The sequence below is a fragment of the Candidatus Sphingomonas phytovorans genome, assembly GCA_029202385.1.
GTDB lineage: Bacteria > Pseudomonadota > Alphaproteobacteria > Sphingomonadales > Sphingomonadaceae > Sphingomonas > Sphingomonas phytovorans.
The window spans coordinates 2,353,421-2,375,773 of sequence record CP119314.1; the positions used below are offsets into that span (position 1 = coordinate 2,353,421).

At 64.2% G+C, this 22,353-nt stretch carries 10 protein-coding genes; all 10 read right to left on the reverse strand.

The genetic code is table 11. The annotated features are described in order from the left end of the window. Positions 1 to 20 precede the first annotated feature (20 nt). The 10 genes from P0Y59_10825 to P0Y59_10870 all read right to left on the reverse strand — a co-directional run bounded on the left by P0Y59_10825 (position 21) and on the right by P0Y59_10870 (position 22,183). Positions 21 to 11,951 (reverse strand): filamentous hemagglutinin family protein, encoded by an 11,931-nt coding sequence (locus tag P0Y59_10825; GenBank protein WEK02140.1) that lies wholly within the window; start codon positions 11,949 to 11,951, stop codon positions 21 to 23. Positions 11,952 to 12,008: 57 nt separating this feature from the next. Further along, complete coding sequence (locus P0Y59_10830) at positions 12,009 to 12,623, reverse strand: hypothetical protein (protein ID WEK02141.1); 615 nt, start codon at positions 12,621 to 12,623, stop codon at positions 12,009 to 12,011. A 20-nt stretch (positions 12,624 to 12,643) separates the two neighbouring features. After that, positions 12,644 to 14,452, reverse strand: a complete 1,809-nt coding sequence (locus P0Y59_10835; GenBank protein WEK02142.1) for a putative porin — start codon at positions 14,450 to 14,452, stop codon at positions 12,644 to 12,646. An 86-nt stretch (positions 14,453 to 14,538) separates the two neighbouring features. Beyond that, the gene (locus P0Y59_10840; protein WEK02143.1) at positions 14,539 to 15,231 is read right to left on the reverse strand and encodes a hypothetical protein; all 693 of its coding nucleotides are present in this window, start codon (positions 15,229 to 15,231) and stop codon (positions 14,539 to 14,541) included. Between the two features lie 4 nt (positions 15,232 to 15,235). Then, complete coding sequence (locus P0Y59_10845; GenBank protein ID WEK02144.1) at positions 15,236 to 15,637, reverse strand: biopolymer transporter ExbD; 402 nt, start codon at positions 15,635 to 15,637, stop codon at positions 15,236 to 15,238. Between the two features lie 13 nt (positions 15,638 to 15,650). Then, positions 15,651 to 17,408, reverse strand: a complete 1,758-nt coding sequence (locus P0Y59_10850; GenBank protein WEK02145.1) for a DUF2341 domain-containing protein — start codon at positions 17,406 to 17,408, stop codon at positions 15,651 to 15,653. A 72-nt stretch (positions 17,409 to 17,480) separates the two neighbouring features. Next, positions 17,481 to 19,169 (reverse strand): ShlB/FhaC/HecB family hemolysin secretion/activation protein, encoded by a 1,689-nt coding sequence (locus P0Y59_10855; protein WEK02146.1) that lies wholly within the window; start codon positions 19,167 to 19,169, stop codon positions 17,481 to 17,483. An 809-nt stretch (positions 19,170 to 19,978) separates the two neighbouring features. After that, positions 19,979 to 21,022, reverse strand: a complete 1,044-nt coding sequence (locus P0Y59_10860; GenBank protein WEK02147.1) for a FecR domain-containing protein — start codon at positions 21,020 to 21,022, stop codon at positions 19,979 to 19,981. Continuing rightward, positions 21,006 to 21,563: a sigma-70 family RNA polymerase sigma factor gene (locus P0Y59_10865; protein WEK02148.1), complete on the reverse strand. Its 558-nt coding sequence runs from the start codon at positions 21,561 to 21,563 to the stop codon at positions 21,006 to 21,008. The genes P0Y59_10860 and P0Y59_10865 overlap by 17 nt, the downstream gene beginning before the upstream one ends. Further along, a complete protein-coding gene (locus tag P0Y59_10870; protein ID WEK02149.1) occupies positions 21,563 to 22,183 on the reverse strand; it encodes a TonB family protein in 621 nt (206 codons plus the stop codon). Before P0Y59_10870 ends, P0Y59_10865 begins: the two co-directional genes overlap by 1 nt. Between the last annotated feature and the right edge of the window lie 170 nt (positions 22,184 to 22,353).

The following is a 22,353-nucleotide window of genomic DNA, read 5'->3' on the forward strand; positions in this document are numbered from 1 at the left end:
GGTGCTCAATTCAGGCACGTTCAGCCGAACCCGTTGATCGTCACGATGACAACTGACGGCTGGTCGTTCTGCCGGGCTTTCTGCATCGCGGTCGCGGCTTCCTGCGCGGCGTTGGCCGCCGTGCTCGATGCCGCGAGGTTGGCCGACACGTTGGCCTGGTTGGTCGGTACACCGATCGTCGTGCCTTTGACCTGCACGTTGTCGGCGTTGGCCACCGCCTGCGCCGCTACGATCAGGTTGCCGGCGCGGACACCGGCGTCGCCGAAGTCTACCGTGCCGCGCGGTGCCACAAGCGTAACCAGCGGGAGGTCATTCTCGCCCGCCGAGAAGGCAGCGATGCCTGCCCCCGAGACTGCGGCACCGGAATCGATACGGCAGAAATAATCGGGCGTGCAGACATATCGAAGCGGCGGCTGTTCGGTCGATGTCTTGGCGCCCTTTCCGGCGTTGATGTCACCGTTGGACGACCAGATCGTCATGTCGCCGCCCCGCTCCGTGAAGATGCGGCTCTGCGCGAGCAGCAGTGACTGATCGGAGAAGATGTTCACATTGCCCGTTTCCCAGGCGAGGATGCCCATCGCTTGCGGGCCGACCAGCACTGCGCCAGTCTGGCCGTCGACCAGATAGGGCGGGGAGCCGGTCGAACCGACCAGGATGCGCCCGCCCGGCCCCAGGATGTTGATGTTGCCGCCCTGCTCGGTCTGGATGGTGGAGCCGCGCATATCGAGATTGCCGGTCGTAACCTGGGTGGCGGCACCGTTGGCGCCCCCTTCGAGGTTGTTCTTTGTGTAACCCAGCTTAGCGGGGAACAGGGCTTCGATGGCCTGATAGCCGCGCGCATATTTGCCGTAATAGCGGCTGGCGGGATCGTTATAGTCGGCGCCCGTCGTCTGCAGCACGCGGAAGAACGCCTTCTCGATCAGTGCCTGACGCTGAGCATCGGGAAGGGTCTTGAAGATTGCCCACGCTTGATCGGCCGTCAGAGTTGGTTTTGCCCCTGTTCCGCCGGCCCGCTTGTCTTGATCGGCCTGATATTGCGCGACGGTGCCGATCAGGTCGTTGTCAAAGCCGGGGATACCGTCCAGCTTTGCTCCCGGGGCCAGATAGGCGCTCGCGAAATCGTCCCACGCGACGCCCGGCGCGGTCCCAAACAGCACCGAAATGTCCGCGCTACCGCGCCCGATGCGCGCGTTATAAAGATCGCCCACCGCGCGAAGCCCGGTCACGGGCTTGTTACCGGCCAGCGGCCCCAGATCGCGACCCGCAGTGATATCCAGGCTGCCCGGCCCGGCGATCTCGATCGCGCTGACGGGCACATTGAGCTGCAAGAAGCTGGTAGGCAACGGCGTGTCGTAGATGTCGCGCCCGGCAACGATATTGGTCACGTCGCTGGCGTAAAGGTTCGTTCCGAGGAAGTAGAGGTTGGCAACATCTCCGCCGGCATAGATCTGCGTGACTTTGGGCGCGACGATCCGCATGCCGTTGGTCACGAACCCGGCATAGAAACTGCCGTCGGCCGCCACGGCACCATCCACGATGTCCCCGGTCAGGCTGTAGATGCGTACCGGCTGGGTGTCGGCCGCGTGCAGTCCCGCCTGATGCGCCAGGAAACGATCGCCGCCATTAAACAGCGTATTCCAGAACGAGAGATTGCCGATCGGGTTGAGCGGTGACGGCAAATAGGAGGTTGGCGCATCCGACATGCCGAATTCAGCGGCGCTGTTCAATTGACCGACGATATCGTTGGTGAACTGGATCGATCCGCTGGCCAGCAATTGCAGGTTGCCCGTGGTCGAAGGATACAACTCGCCCGCGCCGCCGACATACAGGCTACCGTCGAACGCCATCACGGCGAGCGACGCCGGCAACATGCGCCCGTAGCTGTTGCTCGTATCCTCCGTATTTTCGTAGATTTTATTGCCATAGCCGAACAGACTGCGCGGCAGGCGCAAGGTATCCAGGCGCACGTCGCCCGAGGTGGAGGACAGGTTGATCGCGGACCGCGGCGAATAGGATTGGCCGTCAGAGAACATCCGGCTGCCGTCCGCGCCGTCCGGTATCTTCAGCCAGGACGGATTGTAGATGCCGCCGATATCCGCCGTACCGCGCGCCGACACGGTGAGCACCGCATCCTGCAGCGCCAGCAGCGTCGATACGGGGCTTGAATAGCCCTGCGCCGTCAGCGTGAACGCCGAGCCGATCGAACCATTGGTATCGATCCGTCCCTGTCCCTTCGAGACGAAATAGCTGCCGCCAAGGATGTCACCGCCAGCCTGGACGGAGAGATTGCCGCCACCGACATAAGTCACCGACGCAGCGCCGCTCGCATCGGTCGCCTGGTACCAGGTCGTCGGCAGCGAGACGGAGAACTCGCGGATATCACCGGCCGCCGACACCGATACGTTGCCACCGATGCTCATCGCGCCTTGGCCGAAGGCGCCGAAGTTGATCGAGGACGCCTTGACTTCGGACGCACCGGTGCTGTCGTTGGCCCCCATGGCATTGCCGGTCGCCATCCACGGCCACCAGAACTGAGCGGCATAACGCCCGGTGTCCGCATAGATCTGTTCGTTACCGCTGATGCTGCCGCCAGCGCGTATCGTTACGTCGCCGCCCGCCTCGGGGTGCACTTCGCCCGTGATCAGCGTGGGCACGCCGATGGCGTTGGTGCCGAGTACTGATTGATGGAGCGTGTCCTGGATCGTGCCCGCAGCCGGTCGGCCGGCTGCGTAGATCGTGCCGGGCGCCGTCTTGTCGAGCAAGGCGATGTCGCCGGCCGAGATGATGTCGATACCGCCCGTGCCGGTGCGGATCATCGTGCCGACGTTGATCGTGCCGCCATCGGTCGCCCAACTGATGTGTCCGTCGATCGTGAGGGCGGCCGCCGAAATGGCCTGTACCGTGATCGGATCGCTGCTCGCAAAGTCCGCGCCCGCGATCAACCGATAAGAGCTGCTCACGCCTCCCGCGAGCACCGCGCTCGACAATGGCAAAGGATTGTCCTTGATGTTGATCGGCGCGGGGCCGTTGGCCACCGGCGGCTTGGCGATCACGATGTCCAGCGTCGTAGGGGGTGGCAGCAGCGGCTGGAAATCGGACGGCGTCGATTCGCCGTTGACCAGACCCATGATCACCTTGTTGAAGTATGGCGTGTAAGCCTTGAGGTAATTTGTATAATCGTTCGCCGTTGCAGGCGGCGTCGGAGGAGGATTGGTCGGATCGATCGAGCCACCGGCGAAGAACATCGTATATTCAAGATCAATGCCGTTGTTGATCGACGAGAAGGCGCCAGGCAGGTTGAGGAAATCCAGATACTTCTGGTAAAGTCCATAATACTGGCCAATTGCGGTCGAGTCTCCGACCAAATTATCGGCTGGCGCATATAACAGGCTGGTGTCGCTAATCCCATTGAACACCGAATCCTTAAGGGTCTGCCACGCCGGATCGATCGTCGCGAAATCCGACTCGATGATCTTCCCGCCCGCGCCGGTTGCCGTGGCATATTGCCAGAAACCGTCCGTAAGGCTGGCACGCGCATCGATATTGCCTTGGGCGCGCAGCGACAGGATGGGTGCCTGATCGTTGTAGCGGAACGCGAGTGCGTTGGGACTGGTGCCGGCGCCAAGGTTCCACGCGGTGAGGATGGAGATGGCGCCGCCATTGATCGTGGGATCGGGGTTGCGCAGTTCGACACCCGGACGGGCATGGAAGTTGGCGATGCTTGCGAACCGGTTCTCGAAGGTGAAGCCGGGATTGCGGATGAACCCCATCAGCGTGCCAGCGACGGCTGCATCTTCGTCGCCGTTCAGATAGCCGTAGAAAGTCTGGTGATCGGCGTTGGGCGTCGTTGGCGTGAACAGATTGGTCGCCAGATACGCCTTCAGCTCGGCATCGTCAGTCGGATCCGGCAGTGCGTTGCCCGCCATGTCGGTCCAGGTACCCGCGACCAGCTTGCCGTCCGCGCCATACCAGCCGGCCGGGTCGATGATCCCGTCAAAATATTTGCTCTTGTCGGTCTGCTGGGTGTCGGCGGTGCTCCACACCGCATAGGCTTCGAGACCGACATCGCGCGCGCCCTTGATCGTCGCGCCGGGATCGATCGTGACGTTGACGTCGCCATTGGCGAGCAGCGGCGCGCGGATCGCCACCGTGCCACCCGACAGGCCGCCGGCGGTACCGCCGGAGACGTCGATCACCGCGCCCGCACCAACCCGGATCGTGCCGGAGCCGGCCGCATCGATCAGCTCATACCCATAGGTCGGATCGAGGGAACCGTTGGCGACACCGCCGGTCATCAGCCGCACGCTGCCGCCACGCTGGGCCGGATCGGAGCCGGTGGCGATCAAGCTGCCGGTCATGGTCACCCCGCTGCGTCCGGCCAGCGTGATGCTGCCGCCCGCCGGTCCCGCCGCGTTGATCGTCCCGGCGATCAGGACATTGCCGTCCGCTCCGCCGGGCATCCCGGTGGCGCCATCGGCCGTCAGCGTTACGGTGCGAGCGGTGAGCGTTTTGCCGTTCGACAGGATAAGGTTGCCGGCCCGGCTGCGCACCGCCACCGCCTGCGTCACGCCGCTGTCCGCCAGCCGCGTCGCAAGGCTGTCGAGATCGACCGATCCGCCCACATCAAGGCTGAGCGAGCCGCCGACATAGCCGGTCGCGGCATTGCCGCGCAGCGTGCCAAGGAGATTGACATTCTGCGTTGGCGCAGACACCGTCAGGCTGCCGGCGTCACCGCCCTTGGCCGTGCCGGAGAAGTCGAGCGTGGCACCCTGAGCCAACAAGATTTTACCCTTGTCGGCGGTCAGCGCGATCGCGCCGGCCGGGGCATAGGCGGTCACATCGCGGAATGGCTTGGCCACGCCCGCCGTCATGACCTTCGCGCCTTCTCCGATCGTCAGGTCGCCCGAGGTCGCATGCAGCGAGACATTGCCTGCCGGTGCCAGGATCAGCGCCGCGTCGACCAGCGCGCCGCCCGAGAAGGTCCACGCCCCGCCCAGCGTCTCACGCTGGATCGCCGTGCCCGCGCCCGTCGCCAGTGTCAGCGTGCCGGTGGTCACGACCCGGCTGTCCGCACCGGTGTCAGTTGTGAATACAGGCGCGGTCATCGTCACGTCGAGGCTGCCCAGATCGAGGCTGCCATTGCCCTGGCCGACGATGCCCTTGGTGGCGGTCGCCGTCACGGTGCCGAACCCACGTAGCGTCTTGGCACCCACGCCGAGATCGAGTTCACCGGCGCTGAGCTTCAGCGTGCCGGTCCCGCCTGCGAACACCGCCTGGCCGCCAAGGTCGTTGACCAGCGACAGCGTCGGCGCATTGATACTCACAGTGCCCCCGTCGCTACTGAACGCCGCGGCGCCCAGCGACAGGTTCTGCGCGGAGTCGAGATCGACATTGCCGTAGAAGTCCATGGTCGAGCGACTGTGGAAGCCCAGCGTCGTGATATTGGCGAAGCGCGCGATCAGCGCGCTGTCGACCACCAGCCCGGCAGGCGTCGCCTGGGAGCCGCTGCCGACGAAGGCGACGCTGTTGGCGTTGATATCGACCGCCTTGCCCGCGAAGGTCGCGCCAGGGGCGAGCAGGAAGTCCCCCGTCGAATCGAGGATCACCGAATTGCCGCCGTCGATCGAGGCACCGGCACGGATATCGAGCAGGCCTTTCGTGGTCCCGGCGACACCGCCCAGGCCCGGCACGTTCGCCCGGATCACCGGCACGGCCGCACCATTGGAGACGCGCAGCAGTGCACCGTCCCCGCTCGCACCACCCGTCGCGCCGATCAGAAGGGGAATGGTACTTCCCGCTGCAATCGTTCCCTTGGCCGCCAGTACGCTTCCGCTTTCGATCAGAAGGCCGTTGGCCGCATTCGGATCGCTGCCCGATGCATCGGTGGCGGAGACGAAAAGGATTTCCGGACCGGTCAGCGCGGAACCTGTATCGTTCGACAGGATGACGCTGTTGGAGACGGCCTTGACGACCGTCCCGTCCGCCGTATCGGTCCGGGTACCGCCGATCAGCAGGCTTTCCGCGCCAAGACCGGTGAGCGATACGGCATTGACCTGCAGATAGCCTGCGCGCGCCGCACCGCTGCCGCCGATGATCTGGATGTCCTGTGCGGCGATATCCACCGCCGCGCCGCGGCCACCCGTGCCGGGTGTCGAGTTCAGCTTGCCGTCGAGGGTCAGCGCGTTGACCGCGGCCAGGACGAGTTGGCCGGCATCGACCGCCGTGCGCCCCGCATTCTTGCCGGAATGGGCGGCCAGCGCCGGGAAGTACTTGTCGGCGTCGGTGATGGTATATTCGCTGTACTGTTTCCACACATTGGCGGACTGGACGAGGAAGCTCGTGGTGCGCGCATCCTGCTTGCCGGTAATCCCGTCGACGAAGCGGCCCGACACGATGCGGCTGCCGTCATATTGAGTGAAATCATCGCGCGCGATGCTGTCGGTGATCTGGGTCTGCTGGACGACGCGGAACGCGCCTTTCACCGTAGCGTATTGCCCCGGCAACAGCGTGTACACGCCGTCCGGCAGGCCCGGCACGCCCGATAGGTAGACCGATTTGCCGATGTCGGACCCGGTCCCGCCGAAGCTCGGATCATAGGCCGCGACCGGGCCGCTATAGCCGGGGATCACGGCATAGACCGGCCGGCCATCGGCGTAGAGCGGGACCTGCTGCGGCGTCGCGCCGGTCGAATAAACCGTATTGACCGCCTTCAGAAGATCGCGCGAACCGCCGGTCCCGGGCACGAACTCCTGCGCGTAGACGCCGCCGCCGCCCGAGAGATCCACGGTCGCATTCTTCGCCAGCGTGACGTCGTTGCCCGCGATGCCGATGAACTTCTGCGGCGCCTGGGTCAGGTCGGGCGAGGTGAACCCGTCGATCACCAGCCGCCAGTCAGTGCCGTCGGTGGTGGTGCCATAGGGCAGCGACCGGCCGTCGAGCGACACCGAGGTGAGACTGCCCGCGCCAAGGGTCACGCTCTGCGTACGGACGAGCGGTACATTGCCAAACGCTTTCTTCGTGTCCGCATCGGTCGGATCGCCGACACCGAGCTGGATCGTGCCCGACGGTGCGCGCAACACCCCGTTCTGCACGATGTTCGCGGCATCTACCAGCAGCGCCCCGCCCACCGAGAGCGGCAGCGGCGAGGACTTACCGTTGCCGAGAAAGGTGATCGTCGATCCGACCGTTGGCGCGGACAGGACGAACACGTTGCCCGTCGCTGGATAAATCTGTGCTGCCTGGAAGGTCAGATCACCGCCGGTTACCAATGTGCCGGGGATCGTCGTGCTGTTATTCGGTAAATAGCTGTAGGCTGAAGGCGTGAACAGGCGGATATCGCCGTCCGCGACGAAACGGCTGCCGGCCGCGTTCTGGATGTTGAACTGGCCCATCAGGTCGATCGCCCCGGCATGGACATCGAACGTTGCCCCGCCCCCCGCGACGATGGGAGTGAAGGTGGCGAAGAGCGGAGAGTAATTACCCCCCAGCCCGACATAGCCCGCGCTGATCGAAACATGCGTATCAGTTGCCGGCAGCGCCACCCCATTGGACGGCAAGCCGTTTGTCCCGGCGGGCAGCAGGACGAAATTGTTGGCATTGGCGATCACGGCGCGGTCCAGCGCGATGTCGAGATTGCCGACGAAGCCGATGGTCATCGACGGACGGGTAGAGAAACTGTTCTCGCTCATCGTATCGGCGCCGAGGACCAGCGTATCGATCCCACTGCCAGCGAGACGATCGAGCGCGAAATGCATGGTGTGGTCGATGCCCAGCGCGTCGCCCGCCTGCGCATTGGTGCTCAGGAACGTGCCGCTCTGCTGGAGAAGCAGCGCATCGGGTGAATAATTGATATTGCCGAAGACACTGCGCTTGTTGATCTGCGCCAGCGTCAGCGTGCCGCCGCGCGCAGCCGGCGCGCCGCCATGGGCGACAAGCGTGGCGTCGAAATACAAGCCATTGGTACCGCCCAGCGTGACGCTTCCTGCATCGCTCCATACAGCGGTCGGCGCATATTTTCCGTTCTCGCCGCGCAGGTCGAACGACCCGGACGAACCGGAGACATCGATGCGAGCGCCCGCTTCGGCCGCGACATAACCGTTATAGGCCGTGAGTGACACCGAGCCGCCGTCGAGCACGCGCCCGCCATGCACGAACGCTTCGCCGTTCGGGCCGCGCACCGCTTGTCCGATCGGATCAGTCAGTGCGACCCCCGAAGCATCGAGCGTGGCATCAGCGCCAAGCCAGACGCCGTGATCGAGAGCATAGGGGTTAGTCGCCGAAATCCGCGAGAAATCGTTGGTCAGCGCGATCGAGCCGCCGTGTGCGGTGATCGAGCCGAGTGCCGTCAGGTTCGAGAAGGAGGAAAGGCTGATGCTGGCGCCCGGATCGCCGACGATCGATGCGCCAGCGCCGAAGAAGGTTGCACCCGTGACGCCGGCATAATCGGGTACAAGCCGCCCTCCCGCCTGCCCCGACACGGACCACAGCAGATAGCTCCCGGCAGAAAGCGAGAAGTTGGTCGGCTGCCGGTAATAGGCTTCCACCGTACCGATGCTGGCGACCGAAGACACGTCGCCGCCGGTGGCGAGCCGGGACAAGGCGGTCGGATCGGCCACATAGTTGCGCTGGCTGAGTCGTATGGCGGTACCATCGGCGATCTTCGCCCCATAGGCGGCCGAAAGCTTGTACGCGCCGAAGCCGCCCTGCGTGAAAAAATCGGCCGGAAGGTACAGGGTATAATCGGGTAGCCCCGCCTGTGCGCCGCCGATCTGGATATCGAGCGCACCCAGCGTCAAGGTGCCGCCGCCGGCAAAACCATAGCTCAGTAGCGTCGAACCGAGTTCTATGATGCTGTGCACCGGCTTGTTCGTGCCCAACGCCGAAATGTCATAGGTTACACTGTTGCCGGTTCCAGAGGGGACGACATAGGTGTTCATCGAAATGTCGCCGCCCTTGCCGGCCGGGACTGCGCCATCCATCAGCACCCGCCCGAGCGTGTCGACATACCCACCGCTGGATGCGTCGATGACGCTACCGGGCTTCAGCAGGATCGCGCCGGTCTTATCGAGAACATATGACGGGTAGTCCGTCTTGGTCTTCACGCCTTGCAGGTAATTGATCATCACCTTGCTACCGAGCACCGCCATCGTCTGCATCGAGACGCTGCCGCCGTTGGTGAAGTTGCTGCCCTGGCCATCGACCATGCCGGTGTCGTTGATCCACAGGCCCGAGACGTCGAGCCGGGCCTTGTCGCCGAGCACCAGGTCGCCAGCTGCCCGGTCCACCACGGTGCCGATCGGAAGGTTGATGTCGATATTGGAAAATAGCGGGTTCAACTGCCCGGTGTTCGCGCCATCGAGCCTGGTTCCGACGATGAGATTGATCTGCCCTGACCGGGCGGTCAGGGCGCCCTCGATATCGAGCGCGCCGCCCGATAGCGTGATCGTTCCCCTCGGCTGGACGGTGATCGCGGCACCCTGAGCCAGCGTGATCGGCGCACGACTGCCGGTGATCAGCACATTGGTGAAGCCACCCGCGTTGATGAGGTCGGTCGAGATGTTGCTGGTGTAGAGCAGGTTGCCAGTGTCGGACGATGGCTTGGCCAGCATGTCGGATGTCCGGATCGACGTGTCGAACCCGTAGTCCGGGATGAAATCCTCGATCCCGACACCGCTTCTGGTGAGCAGGAAACCGCCGCCGAACGAACCGATCGCCCCGGCTGAAGCCTGACCGGCGAAAGCAAGGCGCAACAGGGCCGAATTACCAAGGTCCAGCGTCGCACCTCGTGGCAGCTTGCCATCCGCGATCTGGTGCCGACCGATCACGGTCTCGCCAAGCAGCGCGCCGCTGAGGAACGTGGTGCCGCCGCTGAACGTCGCCAGCGTACCGCCATTGCCGCCCGCAACATAGTCGCTTTCATAGCCTCCAGTCATCAGCCGGTTGGTGAAGTTGTCGGTAACGCCCCAACGGCTGTGGGCGATGCTGGTCTGGCCAGCGAAGCCCACATATTTGATCATCGGGTCGGCGGTCGCCGCATCATAGATGCGTCCGTCATCGCCGATCAGCCTGCTGGTCTGGATCGACCCGCCCAGATAGTGGAGGAACCCGCCGCTCACGTCGATCGAGGAGTTCTTGGCGACAATCAGGTCACCTGATGCGGCAAGGTTGATCGTGCCGCCATTGACCAGCATCTGCTCGATGCCGCGCGTCTGCCCCTGCACATAGCCGTTTGCGCCGACGGTCGGCGATCCAACCCAGGACAAGCCACCGCTCCGCGTGCCGCTGTCGCGGCTGTCGACGGTGAACGGGCTCTTGTAGAGGATACCGTTGCGCTGCAGCGGCGAATCGGCGAGCTCATTCTGCCCGACGCGCGGCACGGTGACGATGTTGTCCGACATGGGACGCTGCACATCGGCGAGACCTGCCACGCTCAGCGTCGCGCCCTTGTCGATCCAGATGCGGCCGAATGCACCGTCGCCGTGATTGTCAGGGTAGTTGGTGTCGAAGTTCGGCGTCACCGCGGTCACCGTCGCACCGGGCATGTACAGTACCGAATTCTGCTGAAACCAGATCGATCCTGCGTTGAAGTTCGCGGTCCCGGGCTTGAATGCGATGTCCGCCGCGGGGCTCGACGTTGTCGAACCACCGTTGGCGTCGGGCAGGATCGCGGTCAACGCGTTCGACCCGAAGGTGAGCACCGTCTGCCGATCCACCAAGGCGTTGGCATAGGTGCTCGCGGTCCGCTGCGCGGTGATGGTGATGCTGCCCGTCTGCTGAATGCTGGTCGTCGCCGTGACGACGCCGTTCTGGGTCACATCGTTGCCGAGTAGAGTCACCGCGCCGCGGATACCGGCGACGATGCCGGTGTTGATCAGCGTCGGTTTGTCGGCTGGCGTCGTATAGCCACCGGTGGCGGTGACGCTGAGCTGGGTGGTCGAACTTCCCAGCAGCAAGCCTTGTGTCGCCGCGAGGATCGCCTGACCGCCGCCGCCATTGGCGACGACCGATCCTGCGTTGGTGAGCTTGGGCGCGGCGATGATCGAAAAGCCGTTTGCGCCCGTCTCGATCTGGGCGCCAGCTTCGATGGTGATGGCGCCGGCGGACATCGGCGCGTCCTGGTTATTGCTGCCAAGGACGATGCCGGCGCCGTTGGCACCGTGAAACGTGAACAGAACGCCCGACAGCCCCTTGTCGAGAAACGCTTTGTTGCTCAGCGCGACCGAGGCGGGATCACTGGAATCCTCGCCAAAGAACGACAGCGAACTAGCGATGAGCGAATGTGTATTAACCTGGCTGGTTCCGGAGAAGAGAATACCGTTGCGGTTGATGAGATAGACCGAGCCTTCGGCCTTGATCTGGCCCTGGATCTGAGAGGGCGAGAGGGATGGATCGTTGATGCGGTTGAGCGCGATCCATTCGTTGGAGCCGTCGGACTGCTTGCCGGCGGACTGGTTGAAATAGACCGTCGTGTCCTTGCCGACGTTGAAGCTGTCCCAGGTGAGGATCGCCTTGGACGCGGTCTGGCCGATCTCGACGGTGATCTTGCCGTCGGCGCCCACGATCTGTGTCGGAGCCTTGGCGTTCTGCCAGAGCGCGGGATTGGAGGTGATCGCGCCGGCGGGGACGAGGCCGCCGATGACAAGGCCGTTGGGGACGGTGGAGGGTTTGGCGAGCGCGGCAGAGCGCGCGGCCGCCTGGGCCTGGTTGGCGAGGTCCATGGCGGTTGCGACGCGCGCCTTCAATGCGTTCTGGCGGGTGAGCGCGGCCTGGGCGGTGGGCGGGAGCGTGGTGACGGTCGCGCCACTATTGCCCGCGCTACCGCTGCCGCCGGAAGCGGCGCCGGTCGCTGCCGTGCCGCGAATGCTGGACGCGGTCTGTGCAAGGGCCGGCTGGGCCACGAGCATCGTAACGAGGCTGGTGCCGGAAAGAAGAGCGTTGCGAAGATTGGACATGACGAATTCAAAGCCCCCGTTTGGCTAATCTTTTGTGACGAATGGAGAGCGCCGCGCTCATCGCGGGCCCGTTCCCCGGACAGGATTGGCGTATTGGGCTGACGGCGGCCGGTAGGGCTGCGCCGAATGCCCGAAATTCTGGCCCATGCGCTGGGCGGTCGCGGCATGGCTGAACGTGCCGACCTTGCTCGGCGTGGTCGCCTGGGCGATGGTGGCGTCGACGGTCGGCGGCGTGGGCTGCGCGGTGGTAGCGGCGGTCTTCAGCGCTCCGTTGAGACAGGCATAGTCGATGGCGGCCCTGGCCGCTGCGGGATCGCAGGCGTCGGGCCGATGGCCGGTGACGAGGATCTCGCGCTTCTCCAGGGCCTGTGCGGCATCCGCTGCATGGTCAGTCGCACGTTGCGCATAGGCTGGCACAGATGTGACTATCAGGGCGCCGCTGGTGAAAAATGTCAGGATGAGGGATCGGCCACTCGTGATTCCGGACATCGGCTGCCCAAATACCGACGTTGCGCGGGCGCAGACCGCCGCGTGGCAATCCTTGGTGCGCGGCCCGAAGGGAGCGATGCGGCGGGACGGAGCAGCGAAAAAGGGTGAACGCTGCACCGCCCCGCCATCAGGCAGGCGGCGCGTAGCGGCGTCATGATCGCCGAAGGGGTTGAAGAGCGTCATGACCGTGCCGCCTTGCCTGATCAGAACCGGGTGTTGAGATCGATCTGCAGGACATCGACCTTGAACGGCGGGCCGGACACCTCCTGGGCGGAGAGCCAGCGCGCACCGATCGAGGTGTTGCGCAGCAGACCGTACTGGCCGCCGATCGTCCAACCCTTGGCGTTGGTGCCGCCGAGGTGGAAATCGCTGTCGGTGAAGGCGTCGAGCAGCGCGTCCGGCGCCATGCGGCGGTAGGACGCGGTGATGTTCCACAGGCCCGGCTGGTCGGCGACGGCCGTGCCCAATGTCGCGCGGACGAGCCAGGCGGTCGATCCCGACTGGTATAGCGACTTGCCGGCCGGACAGATGCCACCGACCGGCGCGACGGTGCAGGTCTCGTTGTTGTTGGCGATCTGCGAGATTCCACGCAGCGCGTTGAAGCCGCGCGCCAGGACATCTGCGCGATTGTAGCCGAGGTTCTTGGCGAAATGGCCGGTCAGGTTAAGATGGACGGTGTTGTCGAATGCCCAGTCGACATCACCCGAGACGTCGAGAATGTGGAAGGCGGACGCCAGACCGTAATATTGCGGGTTGGCGGTATTCGCTGGATTCGTCGTCGTGTTGTCACGGATCGCAAACAGCGTGTTGCCGCGCTGGCCGAAGCCCGGACGCGAATAGTCAGTCAGGCAGAAGTCGGCCTGGTTGTCGCAAGCCGGCGAAAGATCGCCTTCGATATTCTTGTAGTGATAATAGGCCGCATAGAGGCTGGTGTTGAGTTGCTCGCTTGCCTGCCATTGGCCGCCGATCTGTCCGGCGAACAGCCACTTGTCATGCTTGGCGCTGTCCTTGAGGTTGGAGAGCGCGGTGTTGGGGGCTGCATCGCCCACGAAATCGAGCGGGAAGGCGCCGCCGAGCGCGAACAATTTCAAGCTGTTACCGAGTGACCGTTCAAGGCTGACGGCGATGCCGTCGAGGTTGACGTCTTCATCCCAGACCAGTTCGTTCAGGCGGAAGGGATTGCGGATGCGACCCGCGGTCAGGTTCAATCCATCGACCGGGTGATAATCGACATAAGCGCGATCCAGCCAGATCGACTTGTTGTTGAAATAGCCGCCCAGGTTCGCGTTGGTCGACACGGGCGAGTTCTGATCACCCGTTGCGAGGCGGAAACCGAGCGTCAGCTTGGGATCGATGTTCGCTTCGAGCCCGATACGTGCGCGGATGCGGAAATAGTTGCGATCCTTGCGGGTGTTGAGGATCGGGAAATTGACCGGATTGGTGGTGGGATCGGTATTATAGGGCGGCCCGCCGTTGATCGCGTTGATGTTGATGAAGTCGAGCGCGTTGCCCTTGTCGAAGAAATGATTTTCCTCGCGCAACCGCAGGTCGCCGGTGATCTTGATGCCGCGGACCCAGTCGGGCATCGCGTCGGGGGCGACCAGGCCCTGTGTCTTCGCATCGGCCAGGACTTCCCTGGTGACCTCTTCCCTGATCTGATCGCGCACGAACTGCGGTACATAGCGCACGCTAGTACCCGGTTGCGCCGAGGCCGGCGAGGCCGCCGCCACCGCGCTCTGCGCGCTTTGCTGCGCGGTCTGCGCAGCTTCGGCGGTAGCCCGCGCCTGGCTCGCTTCGGCGTCCGCCTGCGCGATCATCGTGTCAGCTTCGGCGCGGGTCAGAATCTTCTTCTCGACCAGCTTGTTGATGAGGTTGACGGTCGCATTCTGCGAGACTGGCGCCGTTTGGGCGAAAGCGGTCGTGCTGGAGACGAGCGCGGTCGCGCCGAGCAACCCTGCAAGGACGGTTCGGCCGAACGCTCGCGAGCGGCCATCGGTGGCATTGGACAACATGGAAATTCCCCCTCTGGCGCGATCGCCGAATTGGTCGTTGGATTGGATCGGCACCGCGCGGAGCCGTTGGTCATGGTGGGAGCGGCTCATCCGCCCCTCCGGAATTCGACACTGAGCGCGACAGGCATGGCGAGGCTTGGATCGGGTGCGCGGACCGAGTGCCCGATCAGCGCGGCGCGGATCGCATCGGCCTTGTCGCTGTCGGCGACCTCGACCCGGGTGATCTTACCGGCTGACGAGATCCACAGTCTCGCCTTGGCGCGGAGCACCGCTGTCCGCAGCGATGGTTCACTGGACATGGCGCGGCGGATCTCGCCTTCGAGATAGGTTGCGTAGGCGGCGCGATTGAACCCACCGATGCCGGTGCCGATGCGTCCGCCGCCGGTCATGCCGCCGCCGGGTCCCGAGCCGATGTTGAACGCATCGCCGCCGGCCTGCGCGGGGCCGTCGATCGAGACCGCCTGGCCCACCGATGGCGCCGCGGCTTGCGGCTGTGGGCTCGGTTGCTGCGGCGTGGGCTGCGGCTGGTTGACCGGCTGCGGCGGCACTTCCTCCGGCTTCTCGGGCTTGACTTGCTCGGGCGGCGGCGGGGGCGGTGGTGGCGGCGGCACGACCGGGATCAGCACGCTATCCTCGGCCGCCTTGCGGGTCACCGTCGCCTGCTGGGTCGACGCCCACCAGATGCCGGCGATGAGCGCCACCACGGCGGCGCCACCGAGCAGGCGGGGAGCGATAGGCCGTCGCGCGCTGAATGGAGGGGGAAGGCTGGCGGCGGCCATCGCGCTACTTCCCCGCCTTGCCGGTGACGAGACCGAACTTGGTGATGTCGAGCCGGCGCAGGAGATCGAGCACCGCGACCACCTTGGCGTACTGGACCGCGCCGTCACCCTTCACCACCACGGGGAAGTCGGGGGTCTGCGCGTTCTGGAGCCGCAGCCGGTCCTCGAGCTCGGTCATCGAGACCGGGAAGGCCTCGTAATAAACCTGGCCGGTGTCATCGATCGTGATCGCCTTGGTGTTGGACTCCAGCGTCGCCGCGCTGGAGGCCTTGGGCAGGTTGACCTTGATGCCCTGCACGCTGGCGGTGCACATGATGATGAAGATGACCAGCAGCACGAAGGTCAGGTCGACCATCGGCGTGATGTTGATGTCATCATAGGGCTTGGCGGTGGTGTTGACCTTCATGGCGCCGGCTCCCTTATTCGGCCGCGCGGAGCTGCTGGCGCAGCGCCCGGCGGTGGAGGTCGGCAAAGCGGGTGATCAGCCTGTCGACGAACACCTGCATCGATGCGGAGACGTCGGCGTTGCGGCTGGAGATGTAGTTGTAGCCGAACAGCGCCGGGATCGCGACGACCAGGCCGACCACGGTGGCGAGCAGTGCCGCCGACACGCCCGGGGCGATCGCATTGACATTGACGTCGCCCGCCAGCGCGATCGCCGCAAAGGTGATCATCACGCCGAGCACGGTGCCGAGCAACCCGATGAACGGTCCGCCCGAGATGGCGATCGTCAGGAGCACCATCCAGCGGTTGAGCTTCTGCGTTTCCTCGACCTGTTGCGCATCGAGGCTGGCCCGGATCGCCTCAACCGTCTCCTCGGCGATGTGATCGCCACCGGCTTCGTCGATCGCCGCGGTGAACTCGGTGACGCCGGCAAGATAGATGCGGGCGAGCGGCGAGTCCGCCAGCAGCGTGCGCTCCTTCGGATCGAGGCTGTCGATCCAGCCGCCCGACAGGACGTCACCGCGACGCTGGGCGAACATGGCCTGGAACACCTTGTCGGCGCGGGCAACGCGGCCGACATAGCCGCCCTTGGCGATCATCACGATCCAGGAGATCAACGACATGATCGCGAGCACGCCGATCACGAACCAGGCGTCGAGCGTGACGCTTTTGAAGATGACCCCGAAATAACCGAACCCTTCGCCGGACGGCTGCTCGTCGGCGCCGAACGAGACCAGCCTGGCGCCGCGCCCCTGCGACACCGCGTCCGCCTTGGCCCAGGCGGCATCGCGCGCTGTGGCCGACAGCCGCAACTCGTCCATAAGGCCCGAGAAGCCCTCACCGATCGTGGCCGCGCCGGTGAGCGCCGATAGCGGCACCGCCAGGGTCGCGGCCTGTGCCCCGTTCACATAGAGCGTCGCGCCCCGGTCATTGGCCGAGACGGTAATCTGCGACCAGTCCGTGATGGCGCTGCCGGCGGCGGCACGCCGGCCACCGATTTCGACAAAGGGCACCCCACCGGCGAGACCGATGATGAGGCCGCTCGACTTGTACAGCGTCGCATCGGCGGCGACCACCGCCGCGCCACCCTTTGCCGCTGCCGCCGCCGTCGCATCCGGCTTGACCCATGCCTCGAAGGTGAAACCTTCGGCCGGGTTGATCGCGGTTGCGGGCGACGCGGCGATGGTGGCCGGCGTGCCGGCGAGTTGCAGTGCCTGGCCGACCGCGCCGGCGGCAAAGCCGCCATGGCCGGCAAACGACGTCGCGTTGGCGGTCGCATCCGACAGGTTGCCGGCAAAATGGAACACCGCGCGGTAGCTCGCGTCGAACGTTTTGGCCGCCGAGGCAACGGCCGGCGCTTCCTTGTTGCCGAAATAGAGGAACAGCCTGGCCTGGCCGCTCGCGGGCAGATCCGGCAGATCGACCCAGATCATGGCGAGGCCGATCTTCGGGTCGAAGCTTTCGATATGGAAAGCGAGCGGCGTCTTGTCGTCGCTGGCGAGGAACCGCAGGTCCGAGCCGTCCGCCTTGGCGTCCTCGAAGCGGAAATTGGAACTGTCGAGCCGCACCAGCAGCGGGAAGCGCTTTTCGGCCCCTGCGATCCCGGCGACACCGGCATCAACGGTCACCGCCTTCCTGTACGACCAGCCCTTGTCGAACCAGGCATAAGCCGGCGAGGTCATCGCGATCGACGCCGTCACCGCGAGGGCCGCGCCCAGAATTGTCTTCTTCATCGTCATTGTCCCAACACCCCCAAAATTTTTCGTGCAGGGCAGCGCTCGTGGGTCGAGCGGAGCCGCGGTGGATCAAAAGTCGCTAGAAACCCGGAACTGGACGCGGACATCGCCGCTCCTGGTCGCGCCGTTGCTCTTGAGCGGCACGCCGACATCGAGGTCGCCCGACAGCCTCTTCAAGAGCTTCGCGCGAAGCCCGCCGCCGACACTGAACAACCCGATGCTGCTATCCTGGTCGGGCAGCGGATCGATCACCCAGACACGGCCCGCATCGGCAAAGGCGACCAGCCGCAGCTCGTCGATCAGGCCGCCGGAAAACTTGCCCAGCGAGGGCGAGCGCAACTCGATCGAGGAGAGCAGGCCCTCATCGCCGATCGCTTCGGACTGGAGATAGCCGCGCACCGTGCCGACGCCGCCCAGCGACATCTCCTCGTTGGAGATCAGCGGCTGGCTGGCCAGTTGCCCTTCGATATTGGTGTAAAGCTGGAAGTCGTGCGGCAGCGTGTAGAGATAATCGACATTGCCGTGGAGATAGGCAAAGCCGCCGCCCGCCCGGTAGCGCTTGTTGTCGAACGCGGTCTCATCCGAGCCCAGCGCCCGCAGCCCGAAGGTGCCGGCCAGCCCGAAGCCGAGCGTCCCCTGCCCAATTACCCATGAACCGGCATAGCTCAGGCTGATCGGCACATAGCGGATCGGCGCCTTGCTGATGCCGACCGCACCCTTGTCATCGGTGAAGGACGTATCCTCCTTGAAGTCCTTGTAAGCGAGCGTCACGCTCAACCGGTGATAAAAACCGGGGCCGCCCTTCAGCGTCTTCGTCAGCGCCGCGCTCACCGACCAGCCGTTACCGAGAACATTGGTGCTTCCCACGGTCGCCACATCGCTGTTCGAACGCAGGCCCGTCACATCCAGCCGCAGGCTGTCGGTGAGTGGCGCGCCATAGGAGCCGACGAACACTTCCGCGTCGCTGCGCCGCTGCGGCGCCACCGAATAGAAGCCCGAGATGGAGTGACCCAGTCCCCACAGATCGTCATAGCGCAGGTTCGCCTGCAGCCTGAGTGGGGTCGTATCGCGGCTGTAGCGGTTCGAAAGCTCGACTCCACCGTGTAGCGGGAGCTTGTCGTCGACCTTCAGTGCAACGTCGATCGTACCCGGCACCGTGCCGGGCTTGAGTTCAGGCGTGATCTGGCGGTCAGCCGAGCGGCTATTGAGCGCGGTGATCTGGTCGGTCAGTGCATTGAGGTCGGGCACCTTGCCCGACTGCACCTCCGGCAACGCCGCCAGCACCCGCCGCTCGGACGTGTGCTTCTCGCCCGTCACCGCAACCTGGCCGATCTTCGCCTCGGTCACCACCAGCCGCACACGCCCGCCCACCACATTCTGCTGCGGGATCTCGACGAACGCGGTTTTCAGGCCCTTGTCGGCATAGGCCTTTTGCAGCGCGACCCGCGCCTTCTCGACATCGTCCAGCGTCTTGTCCGGACCGAGATACGGATACACCGCCTCCTCGATCTCCGGATCGCCGAGGGCCGTGTTGCCCTCGACGAAATACTCGTTGATGTCGACGTGGCGCGCCGACGCGGCGCTGGCTGACGACCGGCTGACGGCGCTCGTGTCGCCGGCCTGCCCGCCTCCGGGCGTGGCCGCCGCTGGTGCCGCGGTATCCTGCGCATGGGCCGTCGTCGTCACCATCCCGAGCGCCGTGCCGAACAGAAGAGCGCCGCGCCGCATACGCAGCGAGGTCGCATAAGAAAAAGCCATCCGAAATAGACCCCGATCAAGACAATAGACATTGTTCCGAATACAGAACGTATTCAGCGCAATATAATTTGATTTTTTGAAGATTCGACAAGTCCCGCTTGAGCGAGTCGTTATCGAGTCTTTGTGACACTATTGTTTAAGCGGGGAAATTAAGAGGCTCCTTTTTATAAAATACTTTCTCGACTCGATTTTTATGATCATAAAATTACCAGAGCTCGCATTCGGAGCGGCCCTACGATTCTATTGTCGCACGCCGCCGCGTCTCGCTCACGGACTCACCAAATCTTCGTCCATAGCTGTGGCTCAACATAACAGGCGTCCGACAGCCAAGCGCGGTGGCGATCTGCGTGACGCTGCGTGGCTTCCGATTGATCGAAAGCCAGGCACGATCCAAATCCAACCGGATGCTCAAAACGAACGGTGTGAACTGCTGCCAGGTCTTCGCCATGATCGCCCGGCGTACGCTGCTGGCGCTGACGCCCGTCGCGGCGATGATCTCCGCAGACTCAAGCGGTCGCCTGACATGCGCAACGGCACACCGCGCTTCCTGCCTAACGAAAGGTGAAACCTTCGTTCGCGCAGCTTCGCTCAGCACCGCACGAGCACCCAGCCCAGGGACAATGGTTGCGGACCTTTTCAGGACTGAAACGGACTGAGCATCAGGCATGGATCGTAGCTCCTCAAAGCTGTGATCCGTCCCGACGAAAACCCCGAATCGAATATACGGCGACAGGGTACGATATCGAGAATTAACATACTGAATTTACAGTAGTAAAAATATTCTCGGCGATTGAAGAATCGGGACAGCATCAGCTCAAAAGAACGATTCCCCCCGGCAGGCTGGTGACCTCCGCACCAGCTACGATCTTCATCTGCTCAGGCGCCACCTCAAGTCGGTCGAGCCGAAAAATCGCGTTGACCGTATGCGAGGCAAGCCTCGAATTAGTGAGGATCAGCCTGCCGGCGCGATACCGGTTGACCTCTCGCACAACCTCGGAAAGCGGACGGTCGTTGAATATCAGCACTCCACGGCGCCAGCCACTGGCCACATCGGCATCGACCGCGACGACCCTGGAGTTCACTTCCGTACCGATGTTCGTCTGTTGTCCATTGCCCAGGGTTGCAAAGAAACCGTGCCGGCCCCGCACCGCGACATCGCCCGCAAAGCAGGTGACGCACACGCTATTATCGTCAAGGCGCGCGCTGAATTGCCCGTTGCTGATTGTCGCATCGCCAAAGGCAGTCTGGATAACGGCGGGACGAGCCAATCGACCGGCATCCACCGCAACCTCACCTGAGATCAGATGAAACCGATAAGCGCGATCATCGTGATCCCTGGACAAGGCGGTTCGCGTATTCAATTCGAGGGCGAGATCGCTCGCAACCTTGACGGTACGGCGCTCGCCAGTGCCGGTGCGGTAGTCGGCGCTGAGCTCGCTCAGCGAAGGCCACAATCCCAGCGGTGGACGCACTACCATGACGCCAGCGGCGGAAGCGGCGACAGCGCCGGTCAAAAACGCCCGACGGCCAATCCAGGGCGCGGAGCGAGGTTGCTCGACGGGAGCCCGTGCCTCCGCAAGCATCGCCGCAGCCTCCGGGTCGGTCCGCATGCCCTCATAGGCTTTGGTAAGGCGCCCACGTAAATAGACGGCATCGGCCAGAGCGCGTGCATGCTCCGGACTGCGGTTGCTCCATTCGAGCATCGCGGCTTCTTCCTCGGCGCCCGCACCATGCCCGAGCACGCGCTCCACCCATTCGCGAGCGTCGTCGTCGACCGAATATCCGTTCCTGTTTTCGCCGCTATCACTCACGGCACCGAATACCCCATTCTCAAATTCACTCCTTTGATGCATCTGCGCGGGCTTTCGCGAAATCCATCACGTTGATTTCACGGAAGCGGGCGGTGATATCGTCGCGTGCCCTTTTCAGCTCGATCTGGACCATGCGCACGCCAAGCCGATGGCGCTCTGCGATCTCGGCCAGCGGAACATCGTCGATCATCGCGAGAATGAAAATATTACGGCGACGCGTCGGGAGACTGCGGAGCATGTCGCGCAAGGCGGCGATATCCGAGCGGCCATCGATCTGCCGTTCGGCCCCCGGCGTTTCATCGGCTATCTCCAGATCAAGTGTTTCGACGACGTCGATGAAACGGCTGCGAACGCGGTTCGAACGCATGATCTTGCGCGCGGCGTTAAACACCATCTGCCGCAAATAGCCCCGCGGACTGGCGACCTGGTCGATGTCGCCTCCCTGGGCGAGCCGCAAGTAGGTCTCCTGCATGGCATCGTCGGCGAGATCCGCGGAGCCGGTCAGTATCTCGATCTGTTTGGCGAAGCGCGCATAGTCCGACAGGAACACGCGCCGTAACAAGGCCCAGGTTGCCTCCGACATCATGGCCGGAAGCTCGCTTTCCTGTCATCCCCCTGCCCGAAGGCGATGGGCAAGGTCACGGAGAGCCGGTCGGGGAAAGCCGGTGGAATCATCGGCATGGGATCGGCGCTCTGGACAGCTTCGATCGCGACGCGGTCGAGCACGGCGTTTCCCGAACTGACCGCGATCGCCACCGACTGTACCTTGCCGTCGCGCGCCAGTGAGAAGGTGACGTAAACCGTGCCCGACGGCGCGCTTACTGGCGGCGTCCTGCGATGAGCCGCGATATGGTCAAACAGGCGCCGCCGGTAGTCGCTGCCGAGCGCCGCCAGATCCGCCGCTGGCGCAGCGTTCAATACGGCCGGCATCGTCGCAACATTTGGTATCGTTGCCGTGGCTGGAGCCAAGCCGGACGTGCCTGACGGCCGCGGTGGCGCGGTTGCCTCGGCGAGCGCCGATGCTGTTGCCGGCAAGGGTGTGGCCAGTTGTCGCGGCGCCGTGGATTGCGGGCGCTGGGCGGTAGGTTCGGGCACGTTCTTCAGCAAATGGATTTGCGCTGCAAACGGTGAGTCTTCTAACGATCGGTGACGGACGAGTGGATCACCCTGTCGAACGATGCCGATCAACAGCACGGCGATCACGACATGAAGCGCGACCGACACAAGCACGCCGCGCAGCCAGAAGCTTGCGCTCGCCGGGCATGTCAACCTCGCCGGATCGCGCTCGTTCAAATTTTCACCGAACACGACCGACCGATACAGAAATGAATTATGGGAGCATCAAGTAGTTCTTTTTGGGATAGCTATGTGAC

Coding starts and splice junctions, on each gene's coding strand:
- P0Y59_10830 (WEK02141.1), bottom strand. CDS start 12,623: ATGACGCTCTTCAACCCCTTCGGCGATCATGACGCCGCTACGCGCCGC.
- P0Y59_10865 (WEK02148.1), bottom strand. CDS start 21,563: ATGTCGGAGGCAACCTGGGCCTTGTTACGGCGCGTGTTCCTGTCGGAC.
- P0Y59_10840 (WEK02143.1), bottom strand. CDS start 15,231: ATGGCCGCCGCCAGCCTTCCCCCTCCATTCAGCGCGCGACGGCCTATC.
- P0Y59_10860 (WEK02147.1), bottom strand. CDS start 21,022: ATGCATCAAAGGAGTGAATTTGAGAATGGGGTATTCGGTGCCGTGAGT.
- P0Y59_10825 (WEK02140.1), bottom strand. CDS start 11,951: ATGTCCAATCTTCGCAACGCTCTTCTTTCCGGCACCAGCCTCGTTACG.
- P0Y59_10845 (WEK02144.1), bottom strand. CDS start 15,637: ATGAAGGTCAACACCACCGCCAAGCCCTATGATGACATCAACATCACG.
- P0Y59_10835 (WEK02142.1), bottom strand. CDS start 14,452: ATGTTGTCCAATGCCACCGATGGCCGCTCGCGAGCGTTCGGCCGAACC.
- P0Y59_10850 (WEK02145.1), bottom strand. CDS start 17,408: ATGAAGAAGACAATTCTGGGCGCGGCCCTCGCGGTGACGGCGTCGATC.
- P0Y59_10855 (WEK02146.1), bottom strand. CDS start 19,169: ATGGCTTTTTCTTATGCGACCTCGCTGCGTATGCGGCGCGGCGCTCTT.